An 18286-nucleotide genomic window follows, 5' to 3' on the forward strand; every position below is an offset into this window, starting at 1 on the left:
TTAGTTAGTCATGCTCCTTTACATACAGGTTCGCACTGCTTGGCAGGTTCATGATGCGATCCTCCAGTTTCTCGGCCATGGATAAATCCATGGCAGGGCAATCGTGATATATTGGCAGTCTATGCAAAAGTGTCCAGCAGGGTCTGGTCATGAACCCAATGTCATTCGTAATTTTCAATAACAGATCCCTTACAGCCCGATCCGGCTTATCGAGAACCAGGGCGTTGAGCCAGTAATTGCTTTGGGCATAGCCGGGCTCCGAAAGAAATGTGACCCCGTTTATTTGTGAAAAGGATTGCTTATAACGGTCTGCAAGTGCCCTTTTTGCTTGTAAAAATCCCGGGAGCTGCTCCAGCTGCGCGCAGCCAACAGCTGCATTAAGATTGGGCATCCGATAATTGTAACCAACGTAATCATGATTGTACTCCCAAGGATGCGGCAGTTTGGCCGTCGTCGTCAAATGTTTGGCCATTTGCGCCAACGGTGCTTCATTGGTTAAGATGACTCCGCCACCGCCCGTGGTCATAATTTTATTGCCGTTAAAGCTGATGGCAGACATGCGCCCAAAGTTCCCAACATGACGGGATTTATAGAAGGAGCCTAATGCTTCGGCAGCATCCTCTACGAGTTCCAGCTTGTACCTCTTGCACAGTTCTAGAAGCGGGTCCAGATCTACAGGATGGCCAAACGTATGCATGGCAATCAGTGCCTTGATACGTCGTCCAGTATACTTATTGATACAGTCATCGGCTTCTAGCCTGGCAACACGACCCAGATAATCCTCAAGCTTTGCCGTGTCCAAGCCTAGCGTTTGTTCCTCGCTGTCAATGAAATGGGGAACGGCTCCACAGTACCTTACGGCATTGGCGGTTGCAACGAATGTTAGAGTCGGGAGAAGAACCTCGTCATTAGCCGCTACACCGGATACGATTAACGATATATGCAATGCCGCTGTTCCATTGACAACGGCAACCGCATACTTGGCCCCTGTGAAGGCAGTCATTTGATTTTCAAACCATTCCACGTACCGGCCCTTGGACGAGACCCATCCCGTATCGAGACAGTCCTTGACATAAGCCCACTCGTTACCTCCAAATACAGGCTCGTGTAGTGGAATTAACAATTCGTTTTTAGGCAAAACCGATTGCATCGCCGCTATGATTTTGGAGCTATCAAGCTGTTGACTCATACTTGGTACAAGCCTTGCTTATATCTTTGCAAGTTGTCTGGATTACTGAACCAAGCAATGGTTTCCGCTAATCCTCTTTGCAAACCGTCCATTTCCCCATAGGCAGGCGTCCAGCCGCATAATTGTTTTGCTTTTGCGTTATCAGCCCATAGACGTTGAACCTCACTGGCAGCTGGTCGGGTTCTTGCGGGATCCTGTACTATTGTCACATCGGCATTCATCAGTTCGGCAATCAGCCGGGCTGTATCCCCAATGGACACTTCATAATTGCTGCCTATATTGATTACTTCACCGATCGTTTTCTCGGACCGGCTTACTGTCATGAATCCGCTAACGGTATCGCTGACATAAGAAAAATCACGGGTAGGAAGCAAATCGCCTAGCTGAATCTCCCCTTTTCCCGATGCGATTTGCGTGATAATGGCAGGGATAACGGCACGTGCAGACTGCCTCGGACCATAAGTATTGAAAGGCCTTACGATAGATACGGGTACTTGAAAGGTATGGTAATAAGATAATGCCATAAGATCTGCTCCTGCTTTGGAGGCCGCATAGGGGGATTGCGGATGTAAAGGATGTCCCTCATGAATCGGAACGAATTGGGCTGTTCCGTATACCTCGCTTGTCGAAGTATGGATCAATCGTTTGATTTGATGTTCACGAGCCGCTTGTAATATGTTAAAGGTACCTTTGACATTCGTGTCGATATACGATTCCGGTGAACGATAAGAATATGGTATGGAAATTAGCGCGGCAAGATGAAACACCGCATCGCAGCCTTTCATACCGTCCTTAACGAACTGATCATCCCGAATATCCCCCGCAATGACCTCAACTTCATCCCGTATGTCATACGGTGCATCATCCAGCCATCCCCAGGAGTGAAAGGAATTGTACTGAACGAATGCTTTGACCTTATGACCGCTTCGTATTAATGCTTCCGTTAGATGGGAGCCAATAAATCCGTCTGCACCGGTTACCAATATGTTTTCCGAGCTTATGTTCATAGTCATTCCGCCCTCTCCACCGTTGGTGTCATTTCATATTATGAATAATTGATCTGCGAAGTGTCTCTGTGAAGCAATACATGACATTATTTGTGGAGGTGTTGGTGTCTTGGATAATGGGCATTACTACTTCTCCGGGCAAGATCTGATTATATCGAAAAGTATATTTCCATCCATGTGTAACAATTTTACTTATGAATTTTGGGTCAAAGCGGAAGAACAACATGAAATAGATTCCGAAGGGATTACGGGGACCTCAGGCGTTCGGGGCAAGCGATTTGCAGTTGGACCTGGGGTTGGCGGTTCTCCTTACCAAGCAGGCACGGGGATTTCAGTCGGAACGAACGGGATCTCGGTGTACGAACATTCGACGGGTTATTTTCCTGCCACTTTAGTTTACCCCGGACGGATCGTTGGCTGGACACATGTAGCCATTGTCTATTCACAGAGACAACCGTTTCTATATATCAATGGAGAGTTCAAAAAAGCAGGCTTGACTAGTCCTAAAGCGGCCGTATTTGCTTCCGGCACATTTGGCGGTCTTGATCCTTATGGATATTTTGTCGGATGCCTGGATGAAATTAAATTATGGAATTACCCTAGAACCGCAGATCAAATCAGATTATCTATGAACCAGCCCATGAGTGGAAACGAGTCGGGATTGGCAGGGTATTGGAAATTTGAGGATGGAAATGGAGTTGAAATGGACTGTACAGCCAACAGGACGCCGGCTTTTGTTTATGGAGCAAGCTGGAGAACAGATCGCATATTTTCAAATGGTAAGATCGGAATCATTATTGAGGTTAGTCAATATGACGCTACCAGGCATTTCGGTTTCGATCTTGCTAAAGTATTTATGCAGCTTAACTATCAGGTCGAAATCATTGATCTCATTCATCCTAGAGGAGCAGACCAACTGGAGCAATTGCTGCTGCAGCCTGATCTTAAACTTCTTATTGGCATGAACGGGCATGGAATAGATCAATTAAGCGAGCGCATATACATGAATCGTTTACCTGCTCCGTTCCTTAGTTATTTTGTAGACCATCCGATGTTTCACCTGCATCGCTTTCAATTTCATAGAAATATCCCTCAGCTGATTGTCTCCTGCGTGGACCGGGAGCACCTGAATTTTCTTGATAAATATGTTAGCGGTTCTTTCAAAAAATTGTTTGCCCCACAGGCTGCAATGAACCCGGTCCCGGTCCGTGAAATAAAAAAAATAAAAGAACGCAGGATCGATATATTATTCGCAGGAAGCAACCTGAATCCCGATGAACATAGAATGTGTTGGCTGTACGATAAGCAGTACGCAGTACTAATGGAGGAAATTGCTGAGAAAGCCCTGTATCAGTATGAGCTCTCGTTACCCGATATTGCAGAACAGGTTTTGTTGCGCGAGGGGATTCCTATTTCATATGCGAACGACTTTAGATTAATGGAGCTCCTCAAGCATGTTGATTTATATATCCGAGGAAGAAGAAGAAATGAAATTCTGACCTCTTTATCTTCCCTTCCGATCCGGGTCATCACAAACCAGACCTACAACCTGCCGACCACAGGGAAAATTCAATATTATCCTCCAGTCGATTTGAAAGCTTTGCAAACGATGATGTATGATTCAAAAATCGTACTCAATGTTCTAGCCAATCTGATATACGGCGCTCATGAACGAATTTTTACAGCCATGCAAGCGGGTGCGGTTAGTCTCACCGATAGGAACAAGTTTCTAACCGAACACTTCAAGCACAATGATACTATTCTGTTCATGGAGTATAAGCAGGATAATGTGTCTCAAACCATCGGGCAATTGCTGTCGCAGCCTGACCAATTACAATGGATTGCAGATCATGCGCTGAAAAAAGTTCCCGAGCATACATGGCACGCGAGAGCTCGAAGTATCCTGAATGCCATAAATCGGTATTAATCACTTGATTGTATTTATGATAAATTCCGCAACCCGTTGAGCAGTGCCATCGAGCTGACTGAACATTTGTACGGACCATTGCTGCTGTTCGAACAAAATTTGATTCACATAGCTTGGGTCCATTTGCAGCCTTTGAATCGTGTTTCTCAGTTCTTGGATAGAGGCAGCGCGGGTGAACAAAATATGTGCCGGGTCCTGATGCTGAAGATGGATCTGAATAACAGGCTTCCCCATTGTCGCGGCCTCAAATACTGCGGTGGAATTGTCGCCTACGATGATATCGGACCCTTGGATAAGCTCGTAAACGTTACGATCAGATAGCTGATGAGGAGCAATGCTTCCATTTTGAAAATACTCATTGTAGTCCTCTTTTGCCTCTACAGGGTGAATTTTATAGACAATGTCTAACCCATCCAGGATGTGCGTTGATTCGATAAACAACTCCAAGTTTTCTTGGCTTTTTGTGCTCAATCGAGGCGAATCCGAGGAAATATACAAGATTTTGTTCATTTGGGTGGCAGTAGAGCTGTTATGCTGCTGCCCTGAAGCTATTTCTTTTACCCTTTCCAATTTTGGATTTCCAAGCACGACAGTGTTTTTTTTATCTGATTTGTTGTCAAGGATTGTTCTATGGTATTCCCCCCACAGAATGACAATATCAGCTCCTTTAAAATCGTGTACGTCCACTGCATCACCGAATAAAAAGCCATGCTGCATAAGGATTTTCACAACTTTATTGTGCTCATTTATAACCTGAATGGCGTCCAGACATCCAGGATTGGAAATGAAATGAAGTCCGTAAACGCATTTCGGTTTCACCAGATGCAGCAACGCTAGCATCATCATTTTTTCATTGGAGTAACGCAAGTAATACTCTAATAACGAATGCTGCAGTTCGGCTGGCATATTCTCATCATGAAACCATTGAATTAAAGCTTGCTTCAAATGATCTTCAAAATATTGTTGGGCTACCGGAAAAACAGGGAAATTCGATACAACCTCTTCAAGGGTAACAAATTTTACTTGTGGAGGTAATGAGCCTTCATATTCATCTAATAATCCTTCCTGAGGAATTAATATGGTAACGGAATATCCACGGCGAACCAATTCTTCAGCGACAGGGTAAAAGAATAAATGGTAATCCTTACGATATACATTGAAGAGCATTAATACATCGTCTATGTAGCCTTTGTTTCTCGTATTGGTGATTAGCTTTTTCATGAAATGACGGTTCGTATCATTCGTGCAGTACCTTTGAAGATAGTCCAGATGATCCGTAATAAAACGTGGATACTTTTCTGTCCATGTATTGCCAGCGGCGGGGAAAAAAAACTGGAGCTCCGCCCCATTTATCTGTCCATGATGCTGGTTATCCGTCCGGTCCAGGGCAACGGAGGGAGTGTGCTCATCGAACGTCCAGCATCCGATTAATCCGGATTCTTTACCCGTTAAATCTACATACATGGTCGATAATATTTGCTCCCTTGTTCGTACTGTGCTCCAAATTCGAATATCATCAACACTTCCTATAAAGGAGCCGTAAGGCTTCAACGAACCGAAAACCCCGCTGGCATAAACCATTGATTTAGGGCTCTTGAGCCCGACTTTTCTCAATACGCCATTTAGGTAAAGGTACGGGGTATTATTTGAATAGACAATCGCAACATGAGTCCAATCGTAAATATGTGCAGGAAAAACGAGTGTGGCAGGCAAGTAATGATCCGTATGTTCGTGTATGGATATCCCGTTTGTTCCAATGGAAACTCCTAACCCTGCTTGATTTTCCGTTTCTCCAAATCCGGGTGCAATAACAAATCTTAGCTCTTCGCTTCTAGATATTCCTGTAGTGCTTTCTACTGGAAGGCTCTGTGTTGTTCCGGGTTTTACCCAAAACTCATATGTAAAATGATTTATAACATGAAGAAATAGAGGTTTTACGACAACATTGTCCTGACCGGAAAAGTAAAGGTACCCCCCACCTAACATAAGTCACCCCATCATCATATTGAATTGCTCCATCTTTTTATATGGATATTCCTCCTCCCCCGTTTTATTCGCAAGTAAAATCCACCACGAAACAGAACAAACTGTAGCAGTTGCCCCCCCCTAAAGAAGAAAAGGCGCCAGGCACGCTTTTGTCTTCAGGGAGGCCGGAGTTCACTATTCTTCGTTTTCTACCACATCGAAAACAACGGTGTTGGAATCAACTTGGTAAGTTGTATCCGATTGTTCGGGCTCGAAGGTGACGTAAGCCTGATTTTCACCTTTCTCATTCGGAGGAACGACAAGCTGCCGCGCATGGAACGTTACTTTTATCGTCTCCCCCGGATCAAGCGTTCCGAGATGGACTCCGGTTTCCAGGTTTGCACGTCTCCGTATATTCCCATTCACCACTACGCTGTTCGCAACCAGACGCATGCCTTCGGGAAGGTTATCGAATAGAACCAGTTTGTGCAGCACGGTCGCACCGTAACGGGAAGTAAGGGACATTCCGGTCGTATTGGTTATGATAAGAGTAAAGGTCAACGTAGCGCCGGGCTCGCTGATATGAGGAAACACGGATTTTATGATGTCTACAGGCGGCTTGCCGGTGACCGATACAACGGCCTGCGCTTGCTTCGGCCCGGTCTCAGCCGATGTTGCGATGGCTGTGTTGGTGATGATCGTTCCGAACTTGGCATCATCGGCAGCAACGTATGCGGCGTCAATCACTATCGATTGACCCGGAGCCAGGGAAGGAAAAGTGCGGTCAACACCGAGCAGCGGGTCAGTGATATGCAAGGAGGTTAATGTTGCGTTGCCTGTATTGGTGACGGTAATCGTATACTGAACCGTTTCACCGGCGGTGATCTCCGTCTTGTCGGCGGATTTCCGAATCGCTAACTCATATACCGGAAGCACGGTGACCTGCGCATGATCTTGGACCGGGTCCGTCTGCTGCGACGTCACAGTGGCTGTGTTGTTTATTATCCCTGCCAGCGTTTCCGGCGGGACGACGAAGGCTTGTGTGATCACGACGCTTTGCCCTACAGGCAAGCTTGGTATCGTTCGGTCCAGTCCAAGCAGCGGATCCGTCAGCCGGACATTCGTTAAATCTACTTCTCCGGTATTTGTAATTTGAAACCGGTATACGACCTCCTGGCCCGGTACGGCAGCAGTCGGCGATACAGTTTTCTCCAATCGGACGTCCGCCAGAAGCAACGGTGTCACCACCTCGTTGGATGGGATATCGCCTGTGAAGATCGGTCCGTCCGTAATGCTCTGGTACTCGAAGGTAACCAATGCTTGATTCACAATCACGCCATCGGGCGGCAGGGATACGACCCTTACCTGATAGGTTACCGTCACCGCACCGTCAGGCGGTATCGTACCGAGAGGAATACCTTCAACCGGATCGGCGTTCGGATCACTTATCTCGTTGATCGTGACGGTGCCGGGAATAAACTGCGTATCGTTCGGTAGATTATCGAACATCAGCGTCGTATCCGCAGGAACCGTGCCTGTATTCTCAATGACAACGGTATAGGTCAGCACCTGCCCCAAAACAGCCTGTGCCGCATCAACGCTTTTATCCACCGTGATCCGCGGAGAATTAATATCGATGTAAATGCCGACGGCAAGGACGCTGTACCCGTCCCCTGATGTACGAATTTCGAAGACAGCCGATGTCTGGTTATTGGTCAGTGTCCCGGAAATATCGACATTTGTAATATCCCACCCTTGCCGGCCTCCGATGGTTTGAGTGCCGGGGTCCCCATTTATCGCATTGCGGTCACCGAATGTCCCGGACGTATCCAGGTTTCCGCTATCATCATTGATTTGTGATGCAAAAAAGTTGTCGGCGAAATTGTTCGGTCCCTGCAGTACGGTAAGCGTGTCTTCCGTTGGGCCGAACAAAACTTGATCGCCCGTCTTGTTCACATCCCCATCCTGTGCGCAGAGCGCCATTCTTCCGCTGATTGCACCCGAGGTAGGGGTAGCGAAGCCGGTGATGGTTGTCGTGACTTGCGGGGCGCCCCCTGCAGCAATCTCGACAATACCTACGTCTAGACTCAGATTGCGGAAGGGCAGGCTTGGATTTTCATAAACGACGCACAGCGTCCACCCGCAGCTATTGCCAGTACTTGTACCGTAATCGATATTGCCAACGACACCGCCAACCGTGTATTCGCCGGCTCCGCCAGCCTGAATGATTGAAGTCACATTGGCTGAACGAAGATAATTATACGTGGCATTGCGGTAAGACACCTGCGCGGTCGCCGGGTCCGGCGCTATGCTGAACGTTATCCCTGCCGGCGTCGTCAGAAAGACCGATTTGTCGATAAAAGCAAGGTAGTTGTTTTCTCCGCCGGTAACGGCATACGTTCCTGCCCATACGAGCTCCGCATATTTGACTTTACTCCCTCTCGGCAGCCGAAGGAACGCACTGGCACTATCCAAATTGAAGTCAGGTGTCGTTCCCGGTGGATAATAGCCGTATTGCAACGAGGTATTGGTAGTCACGAAGGCCCCGATGATGTCTCGTGTGCCGGGCTGTCCCGGTGTACTTGACCGGCTGAGCCCGAGAGTATTGCCTGTAAATGTAATAGCTCCAGTATCATTGTCACTATAACGAAGCACAAACGGCATAGGTTCTCTCCTTTTCTCGCTGTATTCTTTTACTTTTGTATACGCGTTGTGTTCATGAGACAAACTACCTGCCCGTACATACCGTAAATTTGTACCCATGCATCATATGCAATTGACTATAAAAAACGTGAACACATTATTTCATTACCTATTTATTTGTGGTACAAAAAAGAGCCTCCACCTAAGTTGAGGCCACTGAAAAAGCTAACGCTGCATGGACGGATCATTCTTCCGATCGCTGCAAAGGCGAACGCTTACGCTTCTACAGAGCGATTCCGTCCACTCCGCCAGTTTCAGTGGCCTCCTTAAGCTGAGGTTCTTTTTGGGAAAGGAATTTTTTATATGAGCGTTGGAGATGCTTCTATCCTTTAGTCGCTCTCATAATTCCAAATTCTAAATACTCTTTATTATCAATAATCATATTGGAGGATCGAATTGCACACTCCATTATCTCATTGTCTAACAATACTCCTTCATCAATAAATTGATAATCATCAGGGTATTCAAATTGTTGCCCAAGCTTCTCATCATTCAAATCACTAATCTCAAGGAATTCAATTTGAACAAAGCCGCTGGCCGTAAGTAGGCTGCTCCATTCATCTTTTCTCATCATCGAAGGCATTTGGAAAAAAGATTGAAAATCAGATAAGGTTTCTGAGGGGACAGAATAACGAACAAACATTTCGCGGTCGTAAAGGATTCCGCCAGGTTTTAGAACACGATAATATTCGGTTAGGGATTGCTTTGCTTGTGTAAAATTAGTCACTGATTCAACCAGTATGATCTCAAAGGTTTCATCAGGAAAAGGTAAGGCATGAGCATCAGCCAATAGAAAATCAACATGAAGCCCCATTTCCTTAGCTCTTTTTTTGGCTTTGTCCAGATTATCAGGATTTATGTCAATAGCGATCACCTGATATCCTTTGTTGGCTAAATAACACGCTGTCCTGCCAGTGCCGCAGCCTATTTCTAAAATGGCCTCGTTAGTAATTGGCTGATACCTATTAAGTTGGTCGATCGTCGCCGTAAATCCGCCTGGATGTGCACTCCCTAAACCAAGTCGAGATACCATTTCTAGATAATTCATATTCACGCGTCCCTTGTTTGAATTAAAAAAGGACAATTACCGCAGCAATTGTCCTTTCTGTTTTAATAACACATTAAATACACAAGCCAGCCGAAAGCACGATAACTAATAAAATGTAAAGAACCAATATGACCGTAGTTGAAGTAAACCCGCCACCAAGAACACCACTCATCTGATATCCCTCCTTTTGGATTTCTAAGGTAAGATATTCGTTATTTATCCATATGGTATGGACTCGTACCCATTATTTTAAATTCAAGGATGTAAAAAAACAGCTATCTCCAGAAAGAGATAACTGTTACTTATGATTGTATGGAAGAAACTAGTAGGTGCCGCCTTGTTTATTACCCTTGTTATCAGCTTTTTTATCAAACACATCTCCGGCCAACGAAAGGTTGGAAAAGGTGGCTGTATTGTAATTGTGAATACGGCTCGAATTTTGAGCTGCATCTACAGCAAAACCGATAAACACGGTTTCGATCATCCCGATCGTTTTTTGTCCTACTTCAGTCCAATCCGTCCCGTCTTTCGAAGCATACCCCGTTATGGTGTCGCCTTTCCTGACGATTTTGAGCCAGTAAGGCAGTGTCGTGCCTTTCAAGGTTGGTACTCCATGCTCTTCCGGTCGATCATTCTCGCCAAGCGCCAGGATCGACTCCCCTTTGGACGCTCGTGTTGAAAAGTGAACGGAATACGGCGTTTCTTGCTTATCGGCTTTTACTACTGACGTACTGATAATGGCAGTAGCAGCATCCGGTGCAAGGCTTTCTCGAATCATTAAGCCTGAGATTGCGTTGTTATCGACCTTCGTCAACGAGTCAATTCTTGCAGACAGCTCGGTATCGCCCTTTACCTCCTGATAGGCAAACTGGAAGGAATCTGCCATTTGGTCGATCCGTCCGGAGCCCTTGACCGTAAGCACGCCATCGGTTAAAGAGGCGTTTCCTTGAATAGGTACTTCTCCAATATCCTTGGATGTCCAATCGCCGGTTTGTTTCTCCGTGTTGACATGAATCGGCATCGATGTCGTCTGTGTTGCATTCCCATTGTGATCGGTCGCTTTTGCAGAAATGAACCAAGTGCCGACAGGAGCATGTTTCCATGTGAAATCGAACGATCCCTTGGTAGACTCGCCAATTTTCACATCATTAGAATAATACTCGACCTTGGCAATGCTCTCTTTGTTTTTTAGCTTTGCGTTCATTTTAATGGACGTTCCAGCTTTATGAATACTGTTTAACTTAGGAAATTCGAGTGTGATGTCCGGATTTTGGGCTTTATGATTCATACGGACTAAGCTGTTTAAATACAATTCCAGGTTGGAATACCCTGTTTCAGTGATCCGTTTTCCATCGGCAGCATCGCGTGGGTTCAGACCAAACTCGGTTTCCCACGCATCCGGGATGCCATCGTGGTCCGAATCTTTTGGGGCCGCAGCTGATACCAGTTCGGGATAGCCGCCTGCCTCCCATTCATTATTGATCAGTCTGCCGGTCCCGTTCCTCACATCGTTTACGATTCTGGCATCGACAGCGTCCCTTCGCGGATAGGTCGCTCCTGCTTGACTCAGCACCTGTTCATAGGCCTGCTCCGCCGACTTCATGCTCAAAGTATCATGACCAAGCACTTGGTATGGCGTATCTGAAAACGTCGTTCCGCTTTTGATTTCTTCCGTTCCGATCGTGTTATCGGCTGTAACGGCTTTATCACCGTACATAAAATTACCTGAGATGTGGAACCAGCTTAGCTTCCCTTCCTGACCGGGGCTGACAATCCGCCTCATCACTTTTTCATATGTAGAGGGGCCAGGCTTATAATAATTGTTGATGATGTTATTTTCTTGGTCATTTCCGCCATAGGTGGAATTAAAGCCCCAGTTGTACATGACATTATTCACCAAATCCGAACTGGAGACAGGATGTACCTTGTTGCCTGTATTCCCGAGTGCAGGTACACGGCTTACGTGGCTCGCGAGCAGATTATTGGCAAAGGTGGCGTTCTCGCCGCCCCATATTCCGCCATAGCCATGTCTGCCTTTTACATGACCGGATAACAACAAGCTCTCGCTAATGATGCTCCATTGCAAGGTCGTATTTTCATTCCGGTAAAAAGACAACGTCTCGTCCACCGACCAGCTCGTGGAGATATGATCGACGATGGCGTTTTTTATGTCTCGCCCGCCAAAGGCATCCGGCTCGGTGTCAATGTGGGCGCTGCCCGGTCTAAAGCGCAAATATCGTATGATGATATTTTCCGAGCCCGAAATATCTGTGCCATAACCAGCTATCGTGATGCCGTCACCCGGCGCTGTTTGACCGGCTATCGTAAGATTCTTTTGCTTGATCTTTAATGGCTGCTTCAGATGGATGGTTCCGGATACCCGGAAGATTAGATTTCGGTTTCCCTGGCTTACCCCATCCCGTAATGAGCCTAGAATTGGCGTTTCGTCTACCCCATAATCCTCCAAAGTCGTGACCTCGTATACTTCGTACCCGCGTCCGCCGCTTGTATACATGCCGCCGCCTTCGGCTCCCGGAAATGCGGGTACATTCACTGTCTGATTCGCCGGATCGCCTGTCGAGGCACTCACGTGTACGGAACCTATGAATAGAGCTGCTGTTAGTACTGAAATAAACGCTTTTTTGTTCACTGCATCGTCCTCCTTAAATGAGTTGACTCCTTGTCTCGGTTGCAGGCTCATCTCAAGTTGTCAACTCATTATGTGTCGGTGGACTTATGTATTGCTATAGCTCTGAAGCAACTTATTTGCTCGTAAACCTGCTATCGGCCGTGTAATGAGAGTTTAGTTTGATTCGGCATAAACCAAATCACCATTATCCATTTATTTCCTTAATCGCAGGTTAATCACAGACTACCTGTTTCAATGATCCGGCAAAATCCATAGATCGCCATTCCAGCTGTGAATCCGGTACCAGCGCGTTCCATCGGGAGCATCCCACTGTTGGAACGCCTTCACCTTTTGTGCGGTGAGAGCGCCAAAGATGGGGTGGGATGCCGTCGGAACCAGATGGACCAGCGTATTTTTGCTTAACGCAATCGTTTCGTCAATCTCCTGGGCTCCAACCGGCTGGGCGTATGCAGGATTAATCCAGAAGGTGTTCCCATCTTCGGTACGGACATGATACTCTCCGTTGACGGTTTTTTCCAGGGCAAATACGGTTTGCGGCGGGATGAAATGAGCTTCCGATGGGCTCTGTATGCGGTGTACCGTATCCCAGTCCTCCATCCGAAGTGTTTCCGTGGGAAGCGTCATTTCATGGTTCAATATTTCCATGTCGAGAAGGATGTAGTTAGGGCTAACCAACCACTGATCTCCGAGCCAGGACGTTTCGATCCGGTAGGCACTGCCCCCGCCAGGGGTAATAAAAATCGCATTGCAATGTACCGTCTGCGGGGAGAGAACAACATCCGTTAATGCAGCTTTCAGCGGCTCGGAGTACAGAGCGGCTGACCAAATCAACGCGATGTTGGTATCGGCCGGTTTCAACGTACCTATTCGTTCGTAGTCCAGGTGTATCCACATCTCTCCGAGCCACGTCGTTTTGATCTTAATCCATCTCTTGCCAAGATCACCGTTCTGAGGTGTTATATACCAGTCCTGTTCCGCCTCTACCGTTTCCACATCTTGCGGGGTAAGCGTAGCCGAAGCGCCGGCGGAGTCGTCCGGCTCCGGATACAACGGCGTATTCCCGAATAAGGTGATGACGGGCGGGAGCGTCGGCGGCTCGAACTTGTGATAAAAGGCAGATGATGGAGCGGCGGCAGCGGTAGTCAGACAGGCGGTGAAGCTGATCAGCAGACAGACAAAAACTCCAGCGGTTACGTACAAACTGCGATAACCGATTTTCATGGGGAGCAGCCTCCTTTGGGCAAAAATGGTTCATTCATATAACATAAGGCGTAACGACTGCCGGGCAATCCAGAATTATCGTCCCTCTTTACTTAAAACTGCCTTGATAAATTGAGAGCGGTTTCTCACCTGCAGCTTTGCATAGACGGAGCCTAGATGCTTTTTTACCGTAATTAAACTAATATACAACCGCTTCGCAATTTCGGAGTTGGTACAGCCTTCAATAACGCACAAAGCAACCTCCTTCTCTCGCTCCGTTAACCTGAATTGGAGAAGGACATCCTCCTGCTCGTTCTTCTCCGATGTGCCTTCTGTTGGCTCCAATTGTATTCCTATTCGGCGCAGCATGGCTGCTAGAAAAGCGTCCAGCTTTTCCCCCCTTGTATCCAATACAAAAGTGGGTGTCGGAGTCTTTCCATCATAACAGCAATGAAACACGTCTGGAAGCGCTTCGAACCCGAGACCTAGATGGGAGTCGTAGAACATGGGAAGCGGAGGTGGGGAAGCAAAGAACAGCTTGCCTGCGCACATATAATGATACATTTGCGAGGCGCCCTCCATTAGCGCAGCGGAGTCGGTCCATTCGAGAATATCGATGCTTTTAATAAACCAGCCGGCCTGTTCTGACTCCGGAACGCCAAGCTTCTTCCGCTCTGCCGGCAGCAAGCTGCGTATGTAAGGTCCGGAGAACGGATTTTGCTCCAAATAATCCAGTGTCCCCCGGTTAATCGGAATAATGGCCGATAGCCCCTGTACCGATCCGTCCGGCGATTTCATCAGCATAACCGACTGCTGGCCCAGGTCAAGCAGCTCCTCAAGGTCCAATCCTTCTATGGAATACAGCATCTCCTCTTTCGAAAGTGTTAACTCCAGCAGGCTGCCTGTTACAGGATCGACACCCTGTCGGGTAATGGATCTGGCCTCATTGCGGCGCTGCTGCAAATATTGAAGCCCTTCACCAAGATTGATGACCGTTAACGGCTCCCACATATACTCTTTCTTCCAGGGTGTATTCAAATGAGCCCGGATCAAAGCATCCCCAATAAAGCAAAACAATTCTTCAACGGCCCAGGCCACGCTCCGCCTGTCGTCTGAGGCTCTGATAATGGAGGCGAAATAACTCGCGCAGCGCTCCCTAAGCTTACCGAATTGTCTGGGCACACGTTCTCTCATTTGACTTTGCGTGGACTCCCTCATCAGGTCGTGCAGTCTCCAACCCCTATCTATTTTCCGTACAAATGAAAGCGCCGTGAGCTGTCCGAACGCATTTGCGCTTATTTCCCGCTCCACGACATGTGCAAGCATCTCCTGATTGAAATGCCTAAGCAGCGAGGCCGCTTCAACGAGCTGTCTTAGCTCTTCGTCAGGTACTTCCTTCAGCCACAACGATGCGAGCTCAGAGGACCATCCCGCGTCATGCAAGGGGCCGCTCCCTTCGAGAAGCTCCGTCGATACTGCCAATGACATTGAAAGTCCGTGCCCTCTCGTGCGCTCCCAAAGCCTCTCTCCGAATGCCTCTTCAGTCAGACCGCATTTGCGGGCATAATTCAAGACATCTTCCCGGGTCAAATGATGGACAGCGAGCCAAAGAACACGCTCTCTCCAGGCAGGGGATAGCAGCCATGTTCCCTTAAGCGGGTGACGTCCCGCCAAGAGAACCAGGATATTCGGATCCAGGTCTCTCAAAAATTGCTCTCTCAGCCAGACCTCCAAACCTGTCATTTCTTCGAAGGTATCCAACGCAATAATGACCCGTTGTTTTTGCACCAACCGATTCAGTCTATGATGTACGGCATTGAGCGGCTTATTATGCCCGCTGCCCTTTTCTGGGCCAGGTGACAGCTGTAGAAGCAGCTCTCTGCACAATTCGTCCCCCGTCCTGCCGCATTCCCGGCTGTCGAGGAGGAGGAAAACAGCATTGTGCTTCTTTGCTTGCCTACGGAACGCATCAAGCATTGTGCTTTTGCCTACGCCCCCTGTGCCATATAGATTCCAAATATGCTTGCTCGTCGGCTCCCCGTTCAAAAAACGCTCGAACATCGCCTTCTCCTTCTCTCGGCCTACGAGCAATTCTTCCTCGCGTGCGTCTATGCTCGTGGCAGCCTGCCCCCTTGTTACCCACTTATCCCCCTCGATTTGAATAACGTCTCCTTTCATGCAAAATCCCCCCATTGTTGGCCGACATTGTTCTTCACGCAGTTTCGTCCCTTTCGCTCGGCTGCATGGTCTTCGATCTCTCCGTCGAATCCGCATCGCCGTATGGCAGCCACGCTCTCACGATGGTGCCGCCTTCGGCCAGCCGTTCGATGCCGCAAAAACCACCAAGCTCGGCGGCTCTCTCGCGCATCGACGCCTTACCGAGGCCGCCTCCGCCTATCCGCGTTTGGGACTGCGGCTCCATTGGCATTGGCTTCGCAGTGCCGACGCCATCGTCACGAATCGTGAGCTCCAGCTTCCCGTCCGCCACCCGCAGCGCCACCATACACCGGGTGGCAAAGGCGTGCTTCGTGACGTTGACGAGCGCCTCCGTGGCGATTCTGTAAGCCGCCACCTCGACGGCGGCCGGCAGCGGCGGGAGCACCTCCGGCGCATCGAGCTCGATGTGCAGCGGGGAGGCTCCCGCCTGCGGCGCGAGCCCGCGTGCCGCGACCTTCAGATCTGCGATACGTTCTCCGATCGCGCCGACAAGCCCGAGCTCGTCAAGCGCCGGCGGACGCAAATCGTAGACTAACGTGCGAATGTCCGTAATCGTGCGGCGAATGTGTCCGCGCAGCTCAGCAATCATCGACTTTGCGATCGTGGGCTCGGTATCGACGCGATGTTCGGCCGCGGATGACGTGTACAGCAGCGCGGCCAATCGCGGCGCCAGATCGTCATGCAGGTTGTGGCGCAACCTGCGGCGTTCTTCCTCCCGCGCCAGGACCAGCCGCTCGCGCGACTCCTGCAGGTCGGCTGCAAGCCGCTGCACCGCGTACGTCGCTTGCACGCCGTGCACAATCGCGCTGGCCTGACGGCTTAGCAGATCTAGGAATCGCCGGTCCGACGCCGTCCAGCCGTCATGTCCCCTGTCTATTTCACCGGAAGTCCCTGGAAGCGACGGTACGTGAAGCGTGCCGACGCGCTCCCCGCGATGTACGAGGGGGACGTACCGAATTTCCAAGGGTACCGGTCCATCCTCAGCGATTGGCATGTCGAGGTCACCGGGCCCAACCCGGACGGAAATGCCGACATACGAAAGACGCAGTGCTTCGCGTACCGACCGGGCAACCGCAAGCAGCACCTCCTCCGGTGACATAGGCTCGGCAAGCCTCTCCCCGAGATCGGTCAGTGTGGCTACCGGGTCTCCCCGTTCCCCATACATCCAACGGTCGATGACCCGCTGCAGACGGAGCCGAAGCGGATGAAACAGTACGGCCACAAGCCCGGTTGCCACAAGTGATACGACCCAAGAGCCCGAAGTCTGAAACATCAGACCTAAGTATCCAACCGTTCCTCCGTACAAGACGACGATGCATGTGGTCAGTACGCCGTAGACCAGCGTCCGATTTACAATTGGATCAATGTTCCAAAGGCGAAACCTCATCAGTGCGACGAGCAGCGTCACGGGGATGGCACACATTGAGCCATGAACCCCCACCTCCAGTACATAAAGCAAATATGGATTCGCATCCCATGCCGGTTTGTTTACCAAGTAAGCGGCCGTCCATCCCGCCAGTCCGCCGAGAGCAACGACAAGACCGTAAATCGCCCACTTTGTCTGCAGCCGTTCCATTGGACTTAATACGACTCGGTAACGATAGACGACAAGCACAAGCAGCGATCCGATCCAGACAATAAACCAGGTAAGAAAAAAAGCAAAGCTGCTCTGAATGTCGATCCAGGTACCGGGGGCAAGCATGCCCGGGATGCGCAGAACGATGATCGTACCCAGAAGCCATCCGGTCCATCGCGGCGTAAACCTCCCGTTCGGAAACATCCCGTAGAACATAATAAATCCGGCCATGCCCAGCGCCGCGATGGACTGAGCGCCTAGCTTCAGGAACGGCCCATGCTGCTTGAGCACATCCATTACCGGTATAAACGTAGAGCCGAGATTGATCAGTGTAAAAGCACCGAGCAGCCCGATTGCATCGTTGCGCTTCTTGGCGAAGAGTGCTGCTCCAGCGGTGAAATACAGCAGTGAAAAAACGACGTAAAGCAATGTATAGGCCAGCGCCCACACGGTCGGTGTGATTCCGTGCGCAACGAGCCACTCCTGCCCCGGAGGCGTGCTGTAAAAAGCCATGCATTCGCTGTAAACGCAGTGGTCCCGGAGCTCCCGAAAAAAGTGTGGAACCGCGACCGCATACATCGCAGCACACCCCACGGAAATCCCCGCAACGCCCCAACGGGCGATCTGAATCGTACTCAAAACGGTAGCCCCCACATGACAAAATGATTTTGCTTCAATTATAGCAATGGCTGCCATTTCTAGTAAACAGATTCCTTCCTTTTCAGCGCGGCTTCTCAGCTTGAAAGCAGAACGTCTTGCGGAGGAAAAACAAGGAAAAGACCCCCTGTTGGCGTGATATGCCCT

At 49.0% G+C, this 18286-nt stretch carries 11 protein-coding genes; 1 reads left to right on the top strand and 10 read right to left on the bottom strand.

What is annotated here, in order from left to right; translation table 11 throughout:
- Nucleotides 1-4: 4 nt before the first annotated feature.
- Both CF651_RS27980 and CF651_RS27985 read right to left on the bottom strand, forming a co-directional pair.
- Entirely contained in the window at nucleotides 5-1189 is a 1185-nt protein-coding gene (locus tag CF651_RS27980) for a LegC family aminotransferase (RefSeq protein WP_094018152.1), read from the bottom strand.
- On the bottom strand, nucleotides 1186-2196 hold the full coding sequence (locus CF651_RS27985; protein WP_094018182.1) for an NAD-dependent 4,6-dehydratase LegB: 1011 nt from the start codon (nucleotides 2194-2196) through the stop codon (nucleotides 1186-1188). Before CF651_RS27985 ends, CF651_RS27980 begins: the two co-directional genes overlap by 4 nt.
- A 109-nt stretch (nucleotides 2197-2305) precedes the next feature.
- Here CF651_RS27985 and CF651_RS27990 point away from each other — a divergent pair, with 109 nt between their 5' ends.
- Nucleotides 2306-4123 carry a glycosyltransferase family protein gene (locus CF651_RS27990; RefSeq protein WP_094018153.1) on the top strand — a complete coding sequence of 606 codons (1818 nt, stop codon included), beginning with the start codon at nucleotides 2306-2308 and terminating at the stop codon, nucleotides 4121-4123.
- Here the strand turns inward: CF651_RS27990 and CF651_RS27995 are convergent, their stop codons facing one another.
- The 8 genes from CF651_RS27995 to CF651_RS28025 all read right to left on the bottom strand — a co-directional run bounded on the left by CF651_RS27995 (nucleotide 4124) and on the right by CF651_RS28025 (nucleotide 18121).
- A complete protein-coding gene (locus CF651_RS27995) occupies nucleotides 4124-6109 on the bottom strand; it encodes a LamG-like jellyroll fold domain-containing protein (protein WP_094018154.1) in 1986 nt (661 codons plus the stop codon).
- A 174-nt stretch (nucleotides 6110-6283) separates the two neighbouring features.
- Nucleotides 6284-8752 (bottom strand): DUF7507 domain-containing protein, encoded by a 2469-nt coding sequence (locus CF651_RS28000; protein ID WP_094018155.1) that lies wholly within the window; start codon nucleotides 8750-8752, stop codon nucleotides 6284-6286.
- Nucleotides 8753-9113: 361 nt separating this feature from the next.
- Nucleotides 9114-9839 carry a class I SAM-dependent methyltransferase gene (locus tag CF651_RS28005; protein WP_094018156.1) on the bottom strand — a complete coding sequence of 242 codons (726 nt, stop codon included), beginning with the start codon at nucleotides 9837-9839 and terminating at the stop codon, nucleotides 9114-9116.
- Between the two features lie 73 nt (nucleotides 9840-9912).
- Entirely contained in the window at nucleotides 9913-10011 is a 99-nt protein-coding gene (locus tag CF651_RS33020) for a YjcZ family sporulation protein (RefSeq protein ID WP_245856185.1), read from the bottom strand.
- 150 nt (nucleotides 10012-10161) lie between these two features.
- Nucleotides 10162-12489 (bottom strand): Ig-like domain-containing protein, encoded by a 2328-nt coding sequence (locus CF651_RS28010; protein WP_245856186.1) that lies wholly within the window; start codon nucleotides 12487-12489, stop codon nucleotides 10162-10164.
- Nucleotides 12490-12720: 231 nt separating this feature from the next.
- Nucleotides 12721-13710: a hypothetical protein gene (locus CF651_RS28015; RefSeq protein ID WP_094018157.1), complete on the bottom strand. Its 990-nt coding sequence runs from the start codon at nucleotides 13708-13710 to the stop codon at nucleotides 12721-12723.
- A 75-nt stretch (nucleotides 13711-13785) separates the two neighbouring features.
- Nucleotides 13786-15867, bottom strand: coding sequence for a helix-turn-helix transcriptional regulator (locus CF651_RS28020; RefSeq protein ID WP_179233026.1), 2082 nt, complete (start codon nucleotides 15865-15867; stop codon nucleotides 13786-13788).
- 34 nt (nucleotides 15868-15901) lie between these two features.
- On the bottom strand, nucleotides 15902-18121 hold the full coding sequence (locus CF651_RS28025; protein ID WP_179233027.1) for a sensor histidine kinase: 2220 nt from the start codon (nucleotides 18119-18121) through the stop codon (nucleotides 15902-15904).
- Nucleotides 18122-18286 lie beyond the last annotated feature (165 nt).

The organism is Paenibacillus rigui, assembly GCF_002234615.1.
Lineage (GTDB): Bacteria > Bacillota > Bacilli > Paenibacillales > NBRC-103111 > Paenibacillus_S > Paenibacillus_S rigui.

Coding starts and splice junctions, on each gene's coding strand:
- CF651_RS27985 (WP_094018182.1), bottom strand. CDS start 2,196: ATGAACATAAGCTCGGAAAACATATTGGTAACCGGTGCAGACGGATTT.
- CF651_RS33020 (WP_245856185.1), bottom strand. CDS start 10,011: ATGAGTGGTGTTCTTGGTGGCGGGTTTACTTCAACTACGGTCATATTG.
- CF651_RS27980 (WP_094018152.1), bottom strand. CDS start 1,189: ATGAGTCAACAGCTTGATAGCTCCAAAATCATAGCGGCGATGCAATCG.
- CF651_RS28015 (WP_094018157.1), bottom strand. CDS start 13,710: ATGAAAATCGGTTATCGCAGTTTGTACGTAACCGCTGGAGTTTTTGTC.
- CF651_RS27995 (WP_094018154.1), bottom strand. CDS start 6,109: ATGTTAGGTGGGGGGTACCTTTACTTTTCCGGTCAGGACAATGTTGTC.
- CF651_RS28005 (WP_094018156.1), bottom strand. CDS start 9,839: ATGAATTATCTAGAAATGGTATCTCGACTTGGTTTAGGGAGTGCACAT.
- CF651_RS28000 (WP_094018155.1), bottom strand. CDS start 8,752: ATGCCGTTTGTGCTTCGTTATAGTGACAATGATACTGGAGCTATTACA.
- CF651_RS28020 (WP_179233026.1), bottom strand. CDS start 15,867: ATGAAAGGAGACGTTATTCAAATCGAGGGGGATAAGTGGGTAACAAGG.